This window comes from Micromonospora sp. DT46, from assembly GCF_049841735.1.
In the GTDB taxonomy this organism is placed as follows: Bacteria; Actinomycetota; Actinomycetes; order Mycobacteriales; family Micromonosporaceae; genus Micromonospora; species Micromonospora reichwaldensis.
Genome location: NZ_JBNCKW010000001.1, coordinates 259,263 through 276,871, shown reverse-complemented (window position 1 = coordinate 276,871; position 17,609 = coordinate 259,263). Strand labels below are relative to the sequence as shown.

The window sequence follows — 17,609 nt, the reverse complement described above, 5'->3', positions numbered from 1 at the left end:
CGCCACGGGTCGAGCCGGCCGGCGTCAGCGCGGGCGGCCGCCCGCCGCCGGGCGGTCAGTCCCGGCGGGGGCGGCGACGGGCGGGGCGGACCCAGCTCCACACGCACCAGACGAGCCACGCCACCGAGACCACGGCGGCCAGCGCGCGCAGCCGCAGCGCGTCGAGCAGCAGCACCACGGCGAGGACGGCCAGCCACGGCCCGAACGCCCTCACGACCGCCACCGACCGAGCACCAGCCGGCGGACCAGCGGCGGAGCGATCCACGACCAGACGCAGAAGAGCATCCACGCCACGGCGAACAGGCCGGCGAGCACGTCCAGACCGGCGACGTTCAGCAGCACGATCACGCCGACCGTGAGCAGCCAGGTGCGGAAGATCCCCAGCCGGTGCAGCGGGCGCAGCGGCAGCAGCAGCGGGTGCGCGTGCACCTGCGCCTCCCATGCCGCCTCGGCGTAGTCGGCATCGGTCGGGTCGTGCGCCACCGCCTGGCCGAACGCGCGGCGCGCGGTGCCCAACCGGCCACGCCGGGCCGAGGTGGCGCCGTGCAGGGCGAGCGCAGCCGGATTGTCCGGCCACGCCCCGAGGAACTCCCTGGCGATCCGGTCGGCCTCCCGGTCGTCCCCCCGGGCGTACGCGAGCTGGACGCGGCACGCGAAGACGGCCGGCTCCTGCGGGCTGATCGCGGCGGCCCGGGCGACCAGGCGTTCCGCCTTGTCGAGCTGCCCCACGGCCGAGCAGAGCTGCGCGTACTGGCACAGCAGCCACGGGTCCTCCGGCTCGATGGCGAGCGCGTCGAGCAGTGCCCGCTCGGCGGCGGGGTACTCGCGGCGGTGGCGCAGCGCGACGCCGAGCCGGCCGAGCAGCTCGGGGTCCGGGCCGGCCTCGGCGAGCCCTCGACGGCCGACGGCGGCCAGGTCGTCCCAGCGGCTCAGCGAGGTCAGCGCGTACGCCCGCAGCCGGAACGCCGCCGGGCTGAGGGCCAGGGCGGCCGGGAGCCGGTCGACCTCGTCGAGGGCCTGCTCCGCGCGGTTCAGCTCGAGCAGGTGCGCCACCCGGGCGAGCTGGGCCTCCGGGGCGGTCATACGGCGGCCACCAGCAGGAACAGCAGGGCCTCGACGACCCCGAACAGGAGCACCGCCCCGAGGCCGGGCAGCCACAGCGACGCCGGCTCGTCGCCACGCAGCTCGTAGGCCCGGAACGGACGTTTCTGCGTGGCGGAGGCGGCGAACCAGACCCCGGCGCCGGCCAGCGCCGCGATCAGCCGGACGGGACGGTCCCCCCAGTCGTCGAGGAAGGCGAGCGTGAGCGCCAACCGGGCCGTCAGCGCGGCCAGCCCGACGCCGAGCACCATCAGGTTCGTCCGACGGGGCAGGCCCAGCCGGTGCCCGTTGACCAGGGCCAGCACGGTGGCGGCCAGCGGACCGGCGAAGACGGCGGGGAAGATCAGCGACTGCGGTCGCCACGGCCGGCGTCGCGTCCCGTACGCCGCCGGCGCGATGGTGGGGGTGAACAGATCGTCGGCCACGATGTTCCCGTCTCGGTAGGGGCGAGCGAGCCGGATCCTGCCACAGCCGGGTGACCGGCGGCGCTCCTGGACGGAGTGGATCCCAGGTCGCGACGTGTGCGGCCCCCGCCCGCCGGTCAGGTGCCGACGTCGGGCACAGGCACGCCACCCGGTGCCGCCGGGGCGACCGCCGGCCGTACCCCCGGAACGGGCTGCACCGGCACGGCGGCCGGCGCCCCGACGGGCACCGCCGGACGGACCGTGCCGGGCGGCACGGCGCCCGCGGGCCCGACGGCGCCTTCAGACGTGGCCACGCCTGCGGGCCCGGCGGTGAAGTCGGGTCCGGCGGCGCCCTCAGACGTGGCGACGGCTGCGGGCCCGGCGGCGGACGTGGTCGCGCGGGGTGGCGCGGGCGGGTGGAGTGTCAGCTCCGGCCAGAGCGTCGCGGCGGCCGACCGGTCGAGCCCCAGCCGGTATCTCGCCCGGCGGTGCCGCTCGCCGAGGACCGCGGCCAGGTAGACCGACTCGGGCATGCCCGGAGGCGGGGGCGGCGTGACCACCGCCGAGACCTCGGTCCACAACCCGTGCCCCAAGCGCCCCCGCGCCGGCTCCGCCAGCTGGTGCACCCGGGCCAGGTACTGGCGGGCGGCCAACGCCAGGCCGTCGTCGAGCCGGCTCAGGTCCACCACGCCCGCCCAACCGGCCAGCGCGGGTACCGCCGTGGGGACGGGCCGCCAGGTGGTCGCCGTGCGGGTGTGCACGACCAGCGTGCCCGCCACCAGGTCGCCCAGCCGACGCCCGCGCCGGTCGGTCACCATCACCGTCACCCCGGCCACCCAGCTCACCAGCGGCAGCACCAGGCCGGGCCACTCCACGGCCACGCCGACCAGCGCCCGGATCAGCGACTGCCGCGCCGCGACCGGAGCGCCGTCGGCGCTGACCACGCGCAGCCCGACCGCCATCTTGCCCAGCGTGCGGCCGTGGTTGAACCGCTCGCACAGCACCGGGTAGCCGACCAGCACCAGGATCAGGCCCACCGTGGCGATCCCACCGGCCAGGGCGCCGTCGACCAGCCCCTCCGGCAGGTTGAGCATCGCGATGCCGACGCTCATGGACAGCACCAGCATGAGTGCCGCCTGCGCCAGGACGTCGAGCAGCAGCGCGAGCACCCGGGAACCGATCCGGGCGGCCCGGACGTCCAGCTCCACGGCCTCCCCGCTGACCAGCCCGGCGTCACCCCACGGGGCGGGTCGGGCCGGCGGTCGAGGTTGTGCTCTCACCCCGACAGTGAACACTATGATCGCCGGACGGGGGTGACGGTGGATCTCGACGCGTACGTCGCGGAACACGGCGGGCAGTGGCGACGGCTGGAGGAACTCTCCAAGCGCGGCCGGCTCGACGCCGCCGAGGTCGACGAGCTGGTCGCCCTCTACCAGCGGGCGACCACCCAGCTGTCGGTGCTGCGCAGCCGCTCACCCGACCCGGCGCTGGTCAGCCAGCTCTCCCAGGTGGTGCTGCGCGCCCGGGCCCGGCTCACCGGGCGCCCGCGCCCGTCGTGGGCGGCGGTCGGGCGGTTCTTCGTGGCCGGCTTCCCCGCCGCGGTCTACCGCGCCTGGCCCTGGTGGTGCGGGGTGGCGACCGGGTTCAGCCTGCTCAGCCTCTTCCTCATCTGGTTCGTCGCGGGCAACCCGCAGACGGCGGCGGCCTTCATCGGCGAGGCGGCGGCCGCCGACCTGGTCGAGTCCGGCTTCGCCGGCTACTACACCGAGTTCTCCGCGCCGACGTTCGCCTTCCACCTGTGGACGCACAACGCCTGGCTCGCCGCCCAGTGCCTCGCCGCCGGGGTCCTGATCGTCCCGGTGCTCTACCTGCTCTGGCAGAACGCGCTCAACATCGGCGTGGTCGGCGGGGTGATGGTCGCCTACGGCCGCGCGGACGTCTTCTTCGGCCTGATCACCCCGCACGGGCTGCTGGAACTCACCGGCGTCTTCGTGGCCGCCGGGGTGGGCCTGCGCATCGGGTGGGCGTGGATCGCGCCGCCCACGCAGCTCACCCGGGGGCAGTCGGTGGCCCGGGCGGGACGCGAGGGCGTGCTGGTCGCCGTCGGGCTGGTGGGGCTCTTCGCGGTCTCCGCCGTCATCGAGGCGTTCGTGACCCCCGCGCCCGTGCCCATTCCGCTCCGCGTGGCCGTGGGCGCCGCCGTCTGGCTCGCCTTCCTGGCGTACGTGGTGCTCCTCGGTCGCCGCGCCACCCACTCAGATCCCGTTGATCATGAAGTTGTTGCCGTGACACGCCGGGCGGACGGGCAATAACTTCATGATCAACGGAGGCCTGCCGGTGGGTGGGGTGGGTCAGAGTTGGCCCAGGGACTTTAGGCGGAGGTAGGTGTCGGCCAGGGTGGGGGCCAGGCGGCCCGCCGGGGCGTCGACTACCGTCACGCCGTGGCGGGCCAGAGCCACCCGGACCCGGTCTCGTTCGGTTAGGGCGCGCCAGGCCGCTGCTGCGGCGTAGGCGTCCGCCGGGCGCTGCGGGACGGTGGTGGTGAGGGCGGTCAGCACCGGGTCGTGCGTCGCCGCGATCACCACCTTGTGCCGGGCGGCCAGCCGGGGGAGCACCGGCAGCAGCCCCTCGCCGAGGGCGCCGGCCTCCAACGCGGTGAAGAGCACCACCAGGCTGCGCTGGCGCTGCCGGCGCAGCAACTCGCCCGCGATCAGGTCGAAGTCCGTCTCCACCAGCGTCGGCTGGAGCGGGGCGAGGGCGTGCACCACCCGGGAGAGCAGGGCCGGCCCGCCGGTGCCGGTGACCGTGGCCCGTACCGCCGCGTCGGCCGCGAGCAGGTCGACCCGGTCGCCGGCGCGGGCGGCGAGGGCGGTGAGCAGCAGCGCGGCGTCGATCGCGGTGTCCAGCCGGGGTTCGTCGCCGACCCGCACCGCCGACGTCCGTCCGGTGTCCAGCACGCACAGCAGCCGGCGGTCCCGCTCCGGCCGCCACGTGCGCACCAGCACGTCGGCGCGGCGCGCGCTCGCCCGCCAGTCGATCGAGCGCACGTCGTCGCCGACCACGTACTCGCGGAGGGTGTCGAACTCGGTGCCCTGGCCCCGCCCCCGGCTCACCTGGGTGCCGTCGATGACCCGCAGCCGGGACAGCTTCTCCGGCAGGTGCCGGCGGGAGTCGAAGCGGGGCAGCACGCGCAGCGTCCACGGCGGGGTCGCCGGCCGCCCGGAGCGCTGCCGGAACCCGAGCCCCAGCGGCCCGAACGAACGCACGGTCAGCGCCACCGCCGGCCGGTCGCCCCGCCGCAGCGGGGTCAGCCGGCTGGGCAGCGCCACCGTCGCGCCCGGCTCGACGCGCACGAGCTGTCCCGGCGGCACGTCGGGGCGGGCGCCGGCGGAGGGCACCCAGGCGTCGCGGACGCGCGCCCGCAGCGTACGGCCGGAGGGGTTGTGCAGCAGCAGCGCGACGGTGGCGGTGCCGCCGAGCCGGACCGCGCGGTCCCCCTGCCGTGCGGCCGTGAGCGCGCCCGGCGGCGCGGCCAGCGCCCGGTCGAGCAGCACCAGCAGCAGCACCGCCCCGGTCATCACCAGCAGCCCGGCGAACGGCGACGGCCAGGCCGGCAGGGTCAGCGCGCCGACCGCCAGCAGGAGCGCCGCCCGCCAGGTCATCGCGGCGTCGGCACGGTGGCGAGCACCGTGTCCAGCACCTGGTCCACGCCGACGCCCTCCAGCTCCACCTCGGGGCGCAGCCGCAGCCGGTGCCGCAGCGTCGGCCGGGCGACCGCCTTAACGTCGTCCGGTACGACATGGTCGCGGCCGGCCAGCCAGGCCCACGCCTTGGCCGTGTTGAGCAGCGCCGTGGCGCCCCGGGGCGAGGCGCCCAGCTCCAGCGCCGGGGTGTTGCGGGTGGCCCGGCAGAGGTCGACGACGTAGCCGAAGAGCGGCTCGGCCACGTGCACCCGGCCGACCGCCGCCCGGGCCGCCGCCAGGTCGGCCGCGTCGGCCACCGGCCGTACGCCGGCAGCGGTGAGGTCGCGCGGGTCGAAGCCGGCGTGGTGCGCGCGGAGCACGCCCAGCTCCTCGTCCCGGTTGGGCAGCGGCACGGTGAGCTTGAGCAGGAACCGGTCGAGCTGCGCCTCCGGCAGCGGGTAGGTGCCCTCGTACTCGATCGGGTTCTGGGTGGCGGCGACGATGAACGGGTCGGGCAGCGGCCGCCGTTCGCCCTCCACCGAGACCTGCCGCTCCTCCATCACCTCCAGCAGCGCCGACTGGGTCTTCGGCGGCGTCCGGTTGATCTCGTCGGCGAGCAGCAGGTTGGTGAAGACCGGCCCCTCGCGGAAGGTGAAGGCGGCGGAGCGCGGGTCGAAGATCAGCGAGCCGGTGACGTCGCCCGGCATCAGGTCCGGGGTGAACTGCACCCGCTTGGACCCCAGGTCGAGGGCGGTGGCCACGGTGCGGATCAGCAGGGTCTTGGCCACGCCCGGCACGCCCTCCAGCAGCACGTGCCCGCGGCAGAGCAGGGCGATGACCAGGCCGGTGACGACCGCGTCCTGCCCGACGACCGCCTTGGCGACCTCGGCGCGCAGCCGGTGCAGGGCGGCACGGGGGTCGACGGGGTCGATGGTCGGCGGCTCGGCGGTACCGGCGGGTCGGGTCACCGGGGGTCTCCTTCGGCTCGGTGCGGGTGCGGTGCGGCTGGCGGGGGCGGTCCGTCGGGGGCGTGCGGGGCGGCGCCGCGGGTCAGCCGGTCCAGCGCGCGGGCCAGGTCCAGCAGGTCCTGGTCGGTCTCGGGCCCGGTGCCGTGCAGCACCTCGTCGGTCCACCGGGGGTCGTCGCCGGTGCGGGCGGCGACCGCAGCGGCCACGTCGGTCGGCGGCGCGGTCGGCGGCAGGTGCAGCCGGGGCGTCAGGCGGTCCAGGGCGGCGCTCCGCAGCGTCCGCGCGGCCGCGTCCCGGGCACCCGCCTTCTCGTAGAGCCGCGCCCGGCCGAGCACCGTCTCCGCCGAGCGGACCGTGACCGGCAGCGGCTCCACCGCTGGCGGGCCGAGCCGGCGGGCCCGCCAGAGCGCGGCCAGCAGGGCGGCAAGGGCGAGTTGGGCCAGCAACGCCCACAGCCAGCCGGGGAAGGCGGACCAGAGCGGGTTCGGCGGGTCGGGCCTGTCGGCCCGGTTGTCGCCCCGCCCCTCGCTGTCGTCGTCGGTCTCCCCGCCCGGGTCAGCCGGGCCGCCGGGGCGCCCGTCGCCGGTGCCGGTGCCGGTGCCGCTTCCCGGGCCGCCGTACCCGGTGGAGCCGCCCGGCGTCGGCGACCAGGCCGGGCTGCCGCTGCTGCCGTCGCCGAAGACCGGCGGGGGTTCGGGGCCGTCCAGGTCGAGCCACACCACCCGGCCGGGCCCGCCGAGCAGCGCGGTGGCGAACGCCCGGTTGTCCCACTCGTCGATCCGGTCGTTGCGGAACGGATCGCTGGCGCCCACCGCCACGGTGCTCTCGGGGACCCGGGGCAGCAGGGCGAGTCCGTCGGCGAAGCAGAACCGGACGGGCGCCGACGCGCCTGGGGCGAGCGCGTAGCGCTGCAGCCCGACCGCCACCCGCCCGAGCTGCCGCAACTCGGGCAGCGGGCAGGGCAGGCCCCGCGCGTCCGGCCCCACGGCCTGCGCGGCCCACCGGCGACCGGCCGGTTGCACCGGCAGCAGCCTCACCGCCTCCAGGACCCGTCGCGACGGGTCCACCAGCACCAGCCTGGTGGTCGAGGGCAGCGAGTCCAACGCGCCGACCGTGTCCGGGTGCAGCAGCCCCGGCGCGGGCACGAAGAGCGTGGCAGCCCCGCCGCGCGCGGCCAGCAGGGCGCGCAGCGTGTCCGTCTCCCGCTGCACGGTGACACCCTGCCCGCGCAGCGCGTCGGCGAGCCGGCTGCCGCCGTCGTCCCCGGTCGCGACCGGCGAGAGGAATCCCCGGTCGCCGGGGTCGGGCTGGTCGACCGCGCGGGTGACCAGGGTGGTGGCCAGCAGCGCCGCGGCCAGGCCCAGCGGGATCAGCAGCCGGTGCCGGCGGCGCCGTCGCCGGGGGGCGACGTCCGCGCGTGGCGCCGGTGGTACGGCGGTGGCCTGTGCGCTCATGGTCGTGGCCCGTCCTCGGGTCGCCCGGTCAGCAGCCGGTCCAGGTCGGCGGCGTGCTCCCGCATCCGGTGGTCGTGCTCGACGGAGGCGGGGCGCTGGCCGTACCAGAGCTCGGAGAAGATCGCGCCGGCGGCGCTCAGCGGTGGACCCACCTGGGGCCGGGTGTCCGTCGCGGCCCGCACCAGCTCGGCGACGGTCATGCCGGGCTGCGGCTGCACCACGCGCCGGGCGGTCAGCTCCCGGACCATCGCGCGCAGCCGCTCCCGGACGGCTTCGGCGTACCGGCCCTCGGCGGCGAACCGGTCCGCGAGGGAGACGTACGCGGCGGCCGGCAGCTCGGGCTCGCGGGGCGCGGGGACGACCGGCGGCGGGGCGTCCGGCGGCGCGGTCTCCCGGCGGCGTCGACGCAGCCGGGGCAACCGCCGGGGGACCCAGGCCGGGAACGTGTACCAGCCGACCGCGACCAGCACCGCGGCGAGCACCAGCAGCAGCGCGACCAGGGTCAGCGGCACCCGGTCGCCGAGCGCCGCCGTGGTCTCGGTCCACCACCGGCTGAGGCTCATCGCCCGGCCGCCAGCAGCACGGTCTCCGGCGTGCCCGGCCGGGCCCGGGACAACCGGATGTCCAGCCCTTCGGTACGCATCCGGGTCTCCAGGTGCAGCACCGCGTCCAGGCAGGCCAGGGCCGGGTAGGCGACGCTGTTCACGCCCGCCCAGACGGCCAGCGAAAGCCACCCGGCCCAGGCGCGGTCGACGAGGTCGAACGAGTCCAGCCCGACGTAGACGCCGACGCCGAGGCCGACGCGCACGATCCACCACACGAGGTAGCCGAGCAGCCGGATCCAGCCGGCCCGGCCGGCGCCGCGGACGGCCAGGGCGGCCGCGCGCAGCGGGGCGCGCAGCGGATGCACCCGGTCGACGACCAGCGCCGGCGCCACGGCGCCGAGCAGGGCGAACCCGACGATCCACGCCGGCCCGAACAGCGCGACCCCGCACATCACCACGCCGACGAGGACGGCGAGCAGCGCGGTGGCGCCCCAGCGCGCGCCGGCCGGGCGGAGCAGTTCCCGGGGGCCCGGCGCGCGGCCGAACAGGGCGGCCCCGGCGGCCCGGGCGGCAGGATTTCCGAGCAGCAGGACGATCACCGCCTCGGTCGCCGCCCCCACCGCCAGCAGCAGCCAGTACGCGCCGAACCGCCCGAACTCCGGCAGCCAGGCGGGTGGCGCCGTGTCGGCGGCGAGCCGCAGCGGGTGCAGCAGGAGCTGTTCGGCCACGGCCAGTACGAGGGCGACCGGCACCAGCACCCGGGCCTGGCCACGCAGCAGCAGGACCGCGGAGTCCAGCAGTTCGCCGACCGTGAGGGGGCGGCGCGGAAGCACGGCAGTCGGGCCGGCGTCGGGCACGCGTACTCCTGGGGACGGACGGCGGTGGCGCGTGACGGCGCACGCGGGGATCATGGTGACACGCCCGTTCCGATCGGGTGGACCCGCACGTCGGGGCGGCGACGCCGGGCACCTGTTGCTGGGCGGCGACGTCCCACGGCAGTACCGTGCCGGGTGACGGGGATCCCACCAACTGAAGGGGATGGAAACATTAACCCCATGAGAGCCCGGGTACTGGTGGTCGACGACGACCCCGCGCTCGCCGAGATGCTCGGCATCGTCCTGCGCAGCGAGGGATTCCTGCCCTCCTTCGTCGCCGACGGGGAGCGGGCGCTGGCCGCGTTCCGCGAGAACCGCCCCGACATCGTCCTGCTCGACCTCATGCTCCCCGGCATGAGCGGCATCGACGTGGCGCGGTCGATCCGGGCCGAGTCGGGCGTGCCGATCGTCATGCTGACCGCCAAGAGCGACACCGTCGACGTGGTGCTCGGCCTGGAGTCCGGCGCCGACGACTACGTGGTCAAGCCGTTCAAGCCCAAGGAGCTGGTCGCCCGGATGCGGGCGCGGCTGCGCCGGGGCGAGGACGTCGCCCCGGAGATGCTGACCATCGGGCCGCCCGGCAACCAGATCACCATCGACGTGCCGGCGCACACCGTCAGCCGCAACGGCGAGGAGGTGAAGCTGACGCCGCTGGAGTTCGACCTGCTGGTCGCGCTCGCCCGCAAGCCGCGCCAGGTCTTCACCCGCGAGGTGCTGCTGGAGCAGGTCTGGGGCTACCGGCACGCGGCGGACACGCGGCTGGTCAACGTGCACGTGCAGCGGCTGCGGGCCAAGATCGAACCGGATCCGGAGCGGCCGGAAATCATCCTCACCGTGCGGGGCGTGGGCTACAAGGCGGGCACCGGATAGCCTGGTCACACTGTGGCCACCTCCCCGATTCCGGACCCCCCGACGGCAGCTCCGCGCCGGCGTGTCGCCGCGCGGGAGCTGTGGCGTGGCGTGAGCGGCCGGGCCGCGCGTCTGCTCGCCGGGTTGCACCAGAGCTGGCGCCGGTCGCTCCAGCTGCGGGTGGTGACCATCACACTGGTCGCGTCGAGCCTGCTGGTGGGCGGTTTCGCCTACCTGATCGCCGACAAGATCACCGGCATCCTGGTGGAGAACGTCGAGACCGACGTGCGGATCCGGCTGGGCAACGGCGCGGACTACGCGGCGAAGCAGTTCGGCCTCTACAACCAGCCGCAGGAGGGGCAGCTCCAGGAGACCATCGACGGCACGGTCAACTACCTGGCCGGCGGTGACCCGCAGCAGACCACCGGCGTCATCGTGGCGCTCACCGCCGACAACCACACCGGGGCCATCCAGCCCCGGTCCTCGCCCGCGGTCAACGTCCGCCCGCTGATCAGCCGGGAGCTGCGCGAGACCGTCGCCGGGGGCAAGGTCGCCAGCCAGATCCGCACCGGGCGCCTCGGCGAGGAGCGTACGAAGTACCTGGTCTACGGCTCGCCGGTGCCGACCCGGTTCGGCCAGGTGGAGCTCTACTACCTCGTGCCGCTGGCCCGGCAGGACACCACGGCCGCCGACGTACGGGGCACCGTGGCCGCCACCGGAGCGGCCCTGGTGCTCCTGCTCGCCCTGCTCGCCGGCCTGGTCACCCGGCTGGTGGTGACCCCGGTACGGGTGGCCGCCCGCACGGCCCAGCGGCTCTCCGCCGGCCTGCTCGACCAGCGGATGGTGGTCAACGGCGAGGACGACCTGGCCCTGCTCGCCGCGTCGTTCAACCAGATGGCGACCAACCTGCAACGGCAGATCCTGCGGCTGGAGGAGATGTCCCGGCTGCAACGCCGCTTCACCTCCGACGTCTCGCACGAGCTGCGCACGCCGCTGACCACGGTCCGGATGGCCGCCGACCTGATCTTCGCCGAGCGGGACGACTTCGACCCGGCGGTGGCCCGCAGCGCCGAGCTGCTCCAGGCCGAGCTGGACCGCTTCGAGGAGCTGCTCACCGACCTGCTGGAGATCAGCCGCTTCGACGCCGGCTTCGCCATGCTGGACTCCGAGCCGACCGACCTGGTGCCGGTCGTGCACCGGGTGGCCGACCGCCTGGCGGGTCTCGCCGAGCGCGTCGGGGTGGCCATCGAGCTGGACGTCCCCGGCACCCCGGTGATCGCCGAGGTGGACCCCCGACGGGTGGAGCGGGTGCTGCGCAACCTGGTCGGCAACGCCGTCGAGCACGGCGAGGCCAAGCCGGTGCTGATCACGCTCGGGGTGGACGACACGGCGGTGGCGATCACCGTCCGCGACCACGGGGTGGGGCTCAAGCCGGGCGAGGAGAAGCTGGTGTTCAACCGCTTCTGGCGGGCCGACCCGTCCCGGGCCCGGCAGACCGGCGGCACCGGGCTGGGCCTGTCGATCAGCCTGGAGGACGCCCGGCTGCACGGCGGCTGGCTGGAAGCGTGGGGCGCGCCCGGGCAGGGCGCCCAGTTCCGGCTCACCCTGCCGTCGCGGGCCGGCGACCGGCTGACCACCTCGCCGCTGCGGCTGGTCCCGGCCGACGCCACGCTGCCCTTCGGCGGGCCCCGAGCGGGCGGGCTGTTGGCCATCGGTCCCGGCACCGGGGGCACACTCACGATCGGCCCGGGCACCGACGGCGCGCTGCCGGTCGGTCCGCGCCGGCCGGGCAACGGGGGGCACGCGGAGGTGGGGTCGTGAGGCGTCGACTGCTCGCCGGCCTGCTCGGCGGCGCGCTGCTGCTGGGCGGCGTGGCCGGCTGCGGCATCCCGGAGAACACCGAGGTCAGGGTGGACGGGCCGGGGCCGGCGGCGGAGGGCGGCTCGACCAGCGGCAGCCGGGGCGAGCCCCCGAGCCGGAGCGCGGCCGGCACCGACGCCGAGCAGTTCGTCCAGAACTTCCTCTCCGCCGCGGCCGGCGAACCGGACGGGGCGTACCAGCGGGTCCGGCAGTTCATCGTGCCGGCGGACCGCGACCGCCTCCAGACCAAGCAGGGCAGCGAGGTCACGCTGGCCGTCGTCCGGCTCACCGAGGAGCCGGTGCCCGTCTACGCCCCGGACCGGACCGAGGTCACCCTCAAGGTGCAGCAGGTCGGGCAGCTGCGCACGGACGGCACGTTGGCCCCGCCGGAGACGAGCACCACGACCTACACCTTCGAGCTGCGCAGCCAGCCCGGGCAGGAGGGCGTGGCGGACGGAGGCCTCTACGTGGCGAACCCGCCGACCGCGTTGCTGCTCAGCGTCGACGCCCTGGAGACGTACTACCAGAGCCGGACGATCTACTTCTGGAACAACGACCGCACCCGCCTCGTCCCCGACCAGCGTTACCTTCCGCTCGCCGTGCCGGACGAGCGGCGGGTCAGCGAGGTGGTCAAGTGGCTGACCGCCGGGCCCTCGGCCTGGCTCGGCACGGCCGTGCGCCGGCTGCCGGACGGCACCCGCCTGATCAACAACGCCACCCGGACGGACGGTCGCTGGGAGGTCGACCTGGAGATGCCGGAGGACAAGGCCCGGCTGGAGCAGCTCGGCACGCAGCTCGCCTGGTCGCTGTCGGACCTCGACGGGCCGCTCGAAATCAAGATCCGCAACCAGTCCCAGGAGTTCATCCCCGACCTGGAACGGCGCCGCCTGGACCGCCCGGTGTACCAGCTCCCGGAGAGCTTCCAGCGGTTCTGCGTCTACGAGGGCGCCGTCCACCCGCTGGCCTACCCGGGAGAGCCGACCGGCCCGGTGCCCGTGGACCCCAAGGCGAACCGGAACGTCGTCTCCGCCGGGATCAGCCGCGCCGACAACCAGATCCTGGCGGCGCTGGTGGTCTCCGACGCCAACCGCCAGTGGCTCTACGTCGGCACCGGCACCGACCCGGTGGCCGCCTTCACCCGCAGCGCCAAGGGGTACGCCGCCATGGGCCAGCCGGTCTGGCTGCGCTCCACGTACCGGGGGCAGCCGGCCGGGCTCGTGGTCGCCGACGGGAGCCTGTACCGCTTCGACGCCCAGGCGCAGCTCACCGCCGTGCCGCTGGGCGTACCCGGCCCGGTGACCGCCGTGGCGGCCTCGCTGGACGGCCACCGGATCGCCGTCATCGCCGGGGGCGCGCTCTACGTCGCCGCACTCAGCCCCGACGGCGCGGGGGCGACCCCCGGCCCGGCCCGTCGGCTGCACACCCGGCTGACCAGCCTGTCGGCCGTCGACTGGTACGGCGAGAACACCCTGGTCCTCGCGGGCGCGGTCGGTCGCCCAGCGGTCTACGAGGTCAGCGTGGACGGCGCCCGGGAGAGCCGGCTGGAGGACAAGATCGGCGCCCGGGTGACGCACCTCGCCGCGTACCCGGCGAACGCGGTGGGTCGCCTCGGCGCCGCGATGTACGAGGCGAACGGGGTCGCGTACCGCAGCAGCCCGTTCGAGCGGATCCAGCCGCAGCAGGTGCAGGAGGTCACGCCGCCGTCGGCCGGGGCGCGCGCCGGCAACCCGACCGCCCCCTTCTTCCTCTACTGATCTCCGTGCGGGATCTCGGCGGGCTCTGGGCGGACCTCACCGACCTGGTGCTGCCCGTGGAGTGCGCCGGTTGCCGCGAGCGCCGGCCGGGGCTTCGGCACGGCGTCTGCCCGGAGTGCGTGGCGGTGCTCGGCGCGCTGCGCCCCCGGGCCGTACGACCCACTCCCGCCCCGCCCGACCTGCCGCCCTGCGTCGCCCTCGGCCCGTACGCGGGCCCGCTGCGGGAGGCGCTGCTGGCGTACAAGGACCACGGCCGGCACGGGCTGGCCCGGCCGCTGGGGGCGCTGCTCGCCGAGGTCGTGGCGGCGGCGGTGGGCGGGGTCCGCCCGGTGACGCTGGTGCCGGTGCCGGACACCGCGGCGGCGGCCCGCGCCCGGTACGGCGACCACCTCGGCCGGCTGACCCGGCACTGCGCGGACCGGCTGCGCCGGGCGGGCTGGCCGGTGCGGGTGCGGCGGCCGCTGCGGGCCCTGCCCCGCCCCGACTCGGTGACGCTGGACAGCGCCGGCAGGGCGGCGGCGGCCGAGGCGGCCTTCCGGGTCCGCCCGCGGGTCCCGTCTGCGCCCGACGGGGCGGCGGTGGTGGTGCTCGACGACATCCTGACCACCGGGTCCACCCTCGCCGCGGTGGGGCGGGCGCTGACCGCGAGCGGACTGTCACCGACGGTCGCCGCAGTGCTCGCCGCGACCGAGCGACGGCGCACTTTGTGACGGTGCGTGTTTCCGTTTCACCCGTTGGTGTATGAGCTGTGAAAAATTGTTGGCTGTCCCGGCGACCGGGGGTGACTGTCGGGCGAACAGGAGTTAGCGTTTTCGTGTCGGGGGTAGGAGGTGTTTCCATCCACCCCCGGTGGTGAAAGGAGGCGTAGCCGCACTGACCGGTCGACGCCGAGTGGGGCCTCCCCCAGGGGCGCGCGACCGGATGCCGGAACGAACGACCGTCCGAACTAGGGAGGTCACATGGACATCGTGGTCAAGGGCCGTAACGTCGAAGTGCCGGATCATTACCGGGTGCACGTGGCGGAGAAACTCGCGAAGATCGAACGCTACGACCATAAACTTATTCGTGTCGATGTGGAGCTGTTCCACGAGCGCAATCCGCGCCAGGCCGACCACTGCCAGCGCGTCGAAATCACCTGCGTTTCCCGTGGCCCGGTGATCCGGGCGGAGGCCTGCACGAACGACTTCTACAGCGCGCTCGACGCGGCCATCGCCAAGCTGGACACCCGGTTGCGCCGGGCGGCCGACCGTCGCCGCGTCCACCGGGGCCGGCACGCGCCGCTCTCCGTCGCCGCCGCCACCGCCGGCCTGCCGGTGGCCGGCCTCGACGCGCCGCTGGGCGCGTCCCCCGACGGCGCCGGGACGGCCACCGCCGTCGCCGAACGGGTCGAGGAGGAGGAACACGACCAGCCCTGGCACATCGCGCGGGAGAAGGTGCACCCCGCCGAGCCGATGACCGTCGACGAAGCCCTGTTCCAGATGGAACTCGTCGGCCACGACTTCTACCTGTTCCAGGACAAGGAGTCCGGCCGCCCGAGCGTCGTCTACCGGCGGCACGCCTACGACTACGGAATCATCTCCCTCGCCGTCTGACCCTCCGGCGCCGTGGTGGCGGCCCACCCGCCACCACGGCCGCCCGGGGCGGGGAGTCCCGCCGGGCGCCCGAGATCGACGCCGCCCGGGGCGCCCGGCGCCGGATCCGGGCGGGCGGGCGGGTCAGCGGAGTTCGTCGGGGAGCAGCCCGAAGACCAGGTCGTCGGTGCGGCTGCCGGCCAGTCCCGGCAGCCGCCCGAGCAGCAGGCCCTCCCGGCGGAATCCCACCCGCTCCAGCACCCCGTGCGAGTCGGTGTTGTCGGGCACGGTGCCGGCGACCAGCCGGGCGATCCCGGCCGGACCGAACGCCCAGCCGGCCAGGAGCCGCACCGCCCTGGTGGCCAGCCCGCGTCCCCGCTGGTCGGGCAGCAGCGCGTAGCCGACCGAGCCCTCACCGGCCACCGGGTCGGAGAGGCTGAGCCCGCAACTGCCCGCCGGCTCGCCGGTGACCGCGTCGACGATCAGCAGCCGGGCGATGGCGCCGGTGAGCCACGCGCTCTCGGCCAGCAGGCAACGCCGTTCGACGGCCGCCCGGGTCGGCGGCACCGGCGGGGCCTGGTTCGCCACCACCTCCGGCCGCGTGTGCAGGCGGTACATCACGTCGACGTCGTCCGGGCCGAGCCGGCGCAGGGTCACCACGCCGTCGGTGAGCCGGCCGTCGGGCAGGTCCGGCAGGAGCCGGGGGGCGGGACCGGGCGGGTCGTCGGCGAGGCGTACCCACGCGAGCAGGTCCGTCCGGCCGCCGCCGCGCAGCTGGCCGGCCGACCGGCGTACCCCCTCGTGGGTGAAGCCGGCGGCGAGCGCCACCCGCTGGCTGGCCGGATTCTCGGCGTGGGTCATCAGCTCCAGCCGGTCGACGCCGTGGCGCAGCGCGGCGTCGGCCAGGGCCCGCGTCGCGGCGCTGGCGATCCCGCGCCGCCGCGCCCACGGCGCGACCCAGTAACCCACCTCCGCCTGCCGGCGCGGCGGCACGACCTGGCCGATGCCCGCGCCGCCGACCAGCCGGTCGGTGGTCCGGTCGGCGATGGCGTACGCGGCCCCGCCGGTGGCCCAGGCCGCCGGGGCGCCCTCGGTGATCCACCAGCGGGCGTCGGCCTCGGTGTACGGCTGCGGCATGCCGGGGTTGAACCGCAGGTTGACCGGGTCGCCGCAGCCGGCGGCCAGGTCGGCGACGTCGGCGGGGCGGAACTGCCGCAGCCGCACCCCGTCGGCCTCGATCACCTCGGGCGTCACGTCAGGTCCCCGGCGAGCAGCGCGCCGACCCAGACGTCCACCCGCTCGTCGCGGTGGGTGAGCCCGCCCCGGGCGACGCCCTCGACCGTGAAGCCGGCCTTCTCGGCGACCCGACGGGAGGCGGTGTTGCCGACGTTGGCCCGCCACTCGATCCGGGCCAGGCCCAGCGTGGTGAAGCCCCAGGCGCTGAGCGCGGTCAGCGCGGCCGACAGGTAGCCCCGGCCCCGGGCCGCGGGGGCGGCCATGAAGCCGACGTCGGCCAGCAGCGGGTCGGCGGAAGAGAGCCGCAGGTCGATCGTGCCGACGTACCGGTCCTCGGCGTCGGCGACCACGAAGCAGGCGCTGGTGCCGCCCGCCCAGGTGCCACGGCCGAAGTGCAGGTACGACTCGGCGTCCGCCCGCTCGTACGGGTCGGGCACGCTGGTCCAGCGGACGGTCTGCGGGTCGCGGCAGGTGTCGACGATCGCGGGCAGGTCGCGCTCCTCCATCGGGCGCAGCCGCAACTCGGTGGCGCCGGCCGTGGCGAAGAGGACGGGCTGGGGCCCGCCGAAGACGGCGGCGCGACGGGCCTCCAGGGTGCCCGGCCCGGCCGGACCGGTCTCCCCGGGGGCGGGCACCTCGCCGGGGAGCAGGGAGCCGATCCAGCCCTCCGCGCTGCCGCCGGGGGCGGGGTCGGCGAGCCGCAGCCGGCCCTCGACGCGGAAGCCCGCCCGGAGCGCCACCAGGCGGGAGGCGTGGTTGCCCACCTCGGCCTGCCAGATCAGCCGGCGCAGCTCCAGCGCGTCGAACGCCCAGCGGGCGACGGCCCGGCTGGCCCGGACGGCCACGCCCGCGCCCCGGGCCCAGGGCGCGGTCCAGTAGCCGATCTCTCCGGAGCGCAGGCCGGTGTCGATCGAGACGAGCCCGCAGGAGGCGAGCAGTTCGCCGGTGGCGGCGTCGCAGACCGCGAACGGCGCCCCGGCGCCCGTCGCCCAGTCCGCCGGGGTCACCTCGGTCACGAACCGGTGCGCGTGTCCGGGCAGGTACGGGCGCGGTACGGTGGTCCAGCGCTGGATGTCCGGGTCCTGGCACGCCCGGTGTACCGCGTCGGCGTCGGTCGCCCGCCAGGGTCGCAGCAACAGGCCGTCCTCGGTGATCTCGACAGGTTCCACCCGAGCCATCGTGCCGGACCGTTCGCGGACGGCGTAACCGGATTTCGGCGGGGCGGCGTGAGTCGGGCGTGTTATGTCGGTTTCGCCGGCTCGGAGGGCCGCCACCAGTGACCATCGCGCCGATGGAGCGCCTACGATGG

The 17,609-nt window shown here is 75.9% G+C and carries 17 protein-coding genes; 6 read left to right on the top strand and 11 right to left on the bottom strand.

Going from position 1 to position 17,609, the window contains the following annotated elements; genetic code table 11:
• Window positions 1-55: 55 nt before the first annotated feature.
• The 4 genes from ACLQ20_RS01250 to ACLQ20_RS01235 all read right to left on the bottom strand — a co-directional run bounded on the left by ACLQ20_RS01250 (window position 56) and on the right by ACLQ20_RS01235 (window position 2,785).
• On the bottom strand, window positions 56-214 hold the full coding sequence (locus tag ACLQ20_RS01250) for a hypothetical protein (RefSeq protein ID WP_192581536.1): 159 nt from the start codon (window positions 212-214) through the stop codon (window positions 56-58).
• The gene (locus tag ACLQ20_RS01245) at window positions 211-1,083 is read right to left on the bottom strand and encodes a tetratricopeptide repeat protein (RefSeq protein WP_425853928.1); all 873 of its coding nucleotides are present in this window, start codon (window positions 1,081-1,083) and stop codon (window positions 211-213) included. Before ACLQ20_RS01245 ends, ACLQ20_RS01250 begins: the two co-directional genes overlap by 4 nt.
• Complete coding sequence (locus ACLQ20_RS01240; RefSeq protein ID WP_151456581.1) at window positions 1,080-1,526, bottom strand: hypothetical protein; 447 nt, start codon at window positions 1,524-1,526, stop codon at window positions 1,080-1,082. Before ACLQ20_RS01240 ends, ACLQ20_RS01245 begins: the two co-directional genes overlap by 4 nt.
• Window positions 1,527-1,642: 116 nt before the next feature.
• Window positions 1,643-2,785, bottom strand: a complete 1,143-nt coding sequence (locus ACLQ20_RS01235; protein ID WP_425853927.1) for an RDD family protein — start codon at window positions 2,783-2,785, stop codon at window positions 1,643-1,645.
• A 33-nt stretch (window positions 2,786-2,818) separates the two neighbouring features.
• On the opposite strand from ACLQ20_RS01235, the gene ACLQ20_RS01230 reads away from it, so the two are divergent.
• A complete protein-coding gene (locus tag ACLQ20_RS01230) occupies window positions 2,819-3,817 on the top strand; it encodes a stage II sporulation protein M (protein ID WP_327030543.1) in 999 nt (332 codons plus the stop codon).
• A 39-nt stretch (window positions 3,818-3,856) separates the two neighbouring features.
• Here the strand turns inward: ACLQ20_RS01230 and ACLQ20_RS01225 are convergent, their stop codons facing one another.
• From ACLQ20_RS01225 to ACLQ20_RS01205, 5 genes are read right to left on the bottom strand one after another with little or no spacing between them, the layout of a single operon-like run.
• A complete protein-coding gene (locus ACLQ20_RS01225) occupies window positions 3,857-5,167 on the bottom strand; it encodes a DUF58 domain-containing protein (protein ID WP_425853926.1) in 1,311 nt (436 codons plus the stop codon).
• The gene (locus ACLQ20_RS01220; RefSeq protein WP_192581560.1) at window positions 5,164-6,156 is read right to left on the bottom strand and encodes an AAA family ATPase; all 993 of its coding nucleotides are present in this window, start codon (window positions 6,154-6,156) and stop codon (window positions 5,164-5,166) included. The genes ACLQ20_RS01225 and ACLQ20_RS01220 overlap by 4 nt, the downstream gene beginning before the upstream one ends.
• Window positions 6,153-7,610 (bottom strand): DUF4350 domain-containing protein, encoded by a 1,458-nt coding sequence (locus ACLQ20_RS01215; RefSeq protein ID WP_425853925.1) that lies wholly within the window; start codon window positions 7,608-7,610, stop codon window positions 6,153-6,155. The genes ACLQ20_RS01220 and ACLQ20_RS01215 overlap by 4 nt, the downstream gene beginning before the upstream one ends.
• Complete coding sequence (locus tag ACLQ20_RS01210; RefSeq protein WP_151457047.1) at window positions 7,607-8,173, bottom strand: DUF4129 domain-containing protein; 567 nt, start codon at window positions 8,171-8,173, stop codon at window positions 7,607-7,609. Before ACLQ20_RS01210 ends, ACLQ20_RS01215 begins: the two co-directional genes overlap by 4 nt.
• Window positions 8,170-9,012: a hypothetical protein gene (locus ACLQ20_RS01205; protein ID WP_151457048.1), complete on the bottom strand. Its 843-nt coding sequence runs from the start codon at window positions 9,010-9,012 to the stop codon at window positions 8,170-8,172. Before ACLQ20_RS01205 ends, ACLQ20_RS01210 begins: the two co-directional genes overlap by 4 nt.
• Window positions 9,013-9,210: 198 nt before the next feature.
• Between ACLQ20_RS01205 and mtrA the strand changes: the two genes are divergently transcribed.
• The 5 genes from mtrA to hpf all read left to right on the top strand — a co-directional run bounded on the left by mtrA (window position 9,211) and on the right by hpf (window position 15,085).
• On the top strand, window positions 9,211-9,900 hold the full coding sequence (mtrA, locus tag ACLQ20_RS01200) for an MtrAB system response regulator MtrA (RefSeq protein ID WP_089001893.1): 690 nt from the start codon (window positions 9,211-9,213) through the stop codon (window positions 9,898-9,900).
• 12 nt (window positions 9,901-9,912) lie between these two features.
• Window positions 9,913-11,700, top strand: coding sequence for an MtrAB system histidine kinase MtrB (gene mtrB / locus ACLQ20_RS01195; protein ID WP_327030547.1), 1,788 nt, complete (start codon window positions 9,913-9,915; stop codon window positions 11,698-11,700).
• Window positions 11,697-13,493 (top strand): LpqB family beta-propeller domain-containing protein, encoded by a 1,797-nt coding sequence (locus ACLQ20_RS01190; protein ID WP_425853924.1) that lies wholly within the window; start codon window positions 11,697-11,699, stop codon window positions 13,491-13,493. The genes mtrB and ACLQ20_RS01190 overlap by 4 nt, the downstream gene beginning before the upstream one ends.
• A gap of 5 nt (window positions 13,494-13,498) precedes the next feature.
• Window positions 13,499-14,203, top strand: coding sequence for a ComF family protein (locus ACLQ20_RS01185; protein ID WP_151457607.1), 705 nt, complete (start codon window positions 13,499-13,501; stop codon window positions 14,201-14,203).
• Window positions 14,204-14,452: 249 nt separating this feature from the next.
• Complete coding sequence (gene hpf, locus ACLQ20_RS01180) at window positions 14,453-15,085, top strand: ribosome hibernation-promoting factor, HPF/YfiA family (protein ID WP_151457608.1); 633 nt, start codon at window positions 14,453-14,455, stop codon at window positions 15,083-15,085.
• A gap of 123 nt (window positions 15,086-15,208) precedes the next feature.
• On the opposite strand, the gene ACLQ20_RS01175 is transcribed toward hpf, so the two are convergent.
• Window positions 15,209-16,318 (bottom strand): GNAT family N-acetyltransferase, encoded by a 1,110-nt coding sequence (locus tag ACLQ20_RS01175; RefSeq protein WP_327030550.1) that lies wholly within the window; start codon window positions 16,316-16,318, stop codon window positions 15,209-15,211.
• The gene (locus tag ACLQ20_RS01170) at window positions 16,315-17,478 is read right to left on the bottom strand and encodes a GNAT family N-acetyltransferase (RefSeq protein WP_327030551.1); all 1,164 of its coding nucleotides are present in this window, start codon (window positions 17,476-17,478) and stop codon (window positions 16,315-16,317) included. Before ACLQ20_RS01170 ends, ACLQ20_RS01175 begins: the two co-directional genes overlap by 4 nt.
• Between the last annotated feature and the right edge of the window lie 131 nt (window positions 17,479-17,609).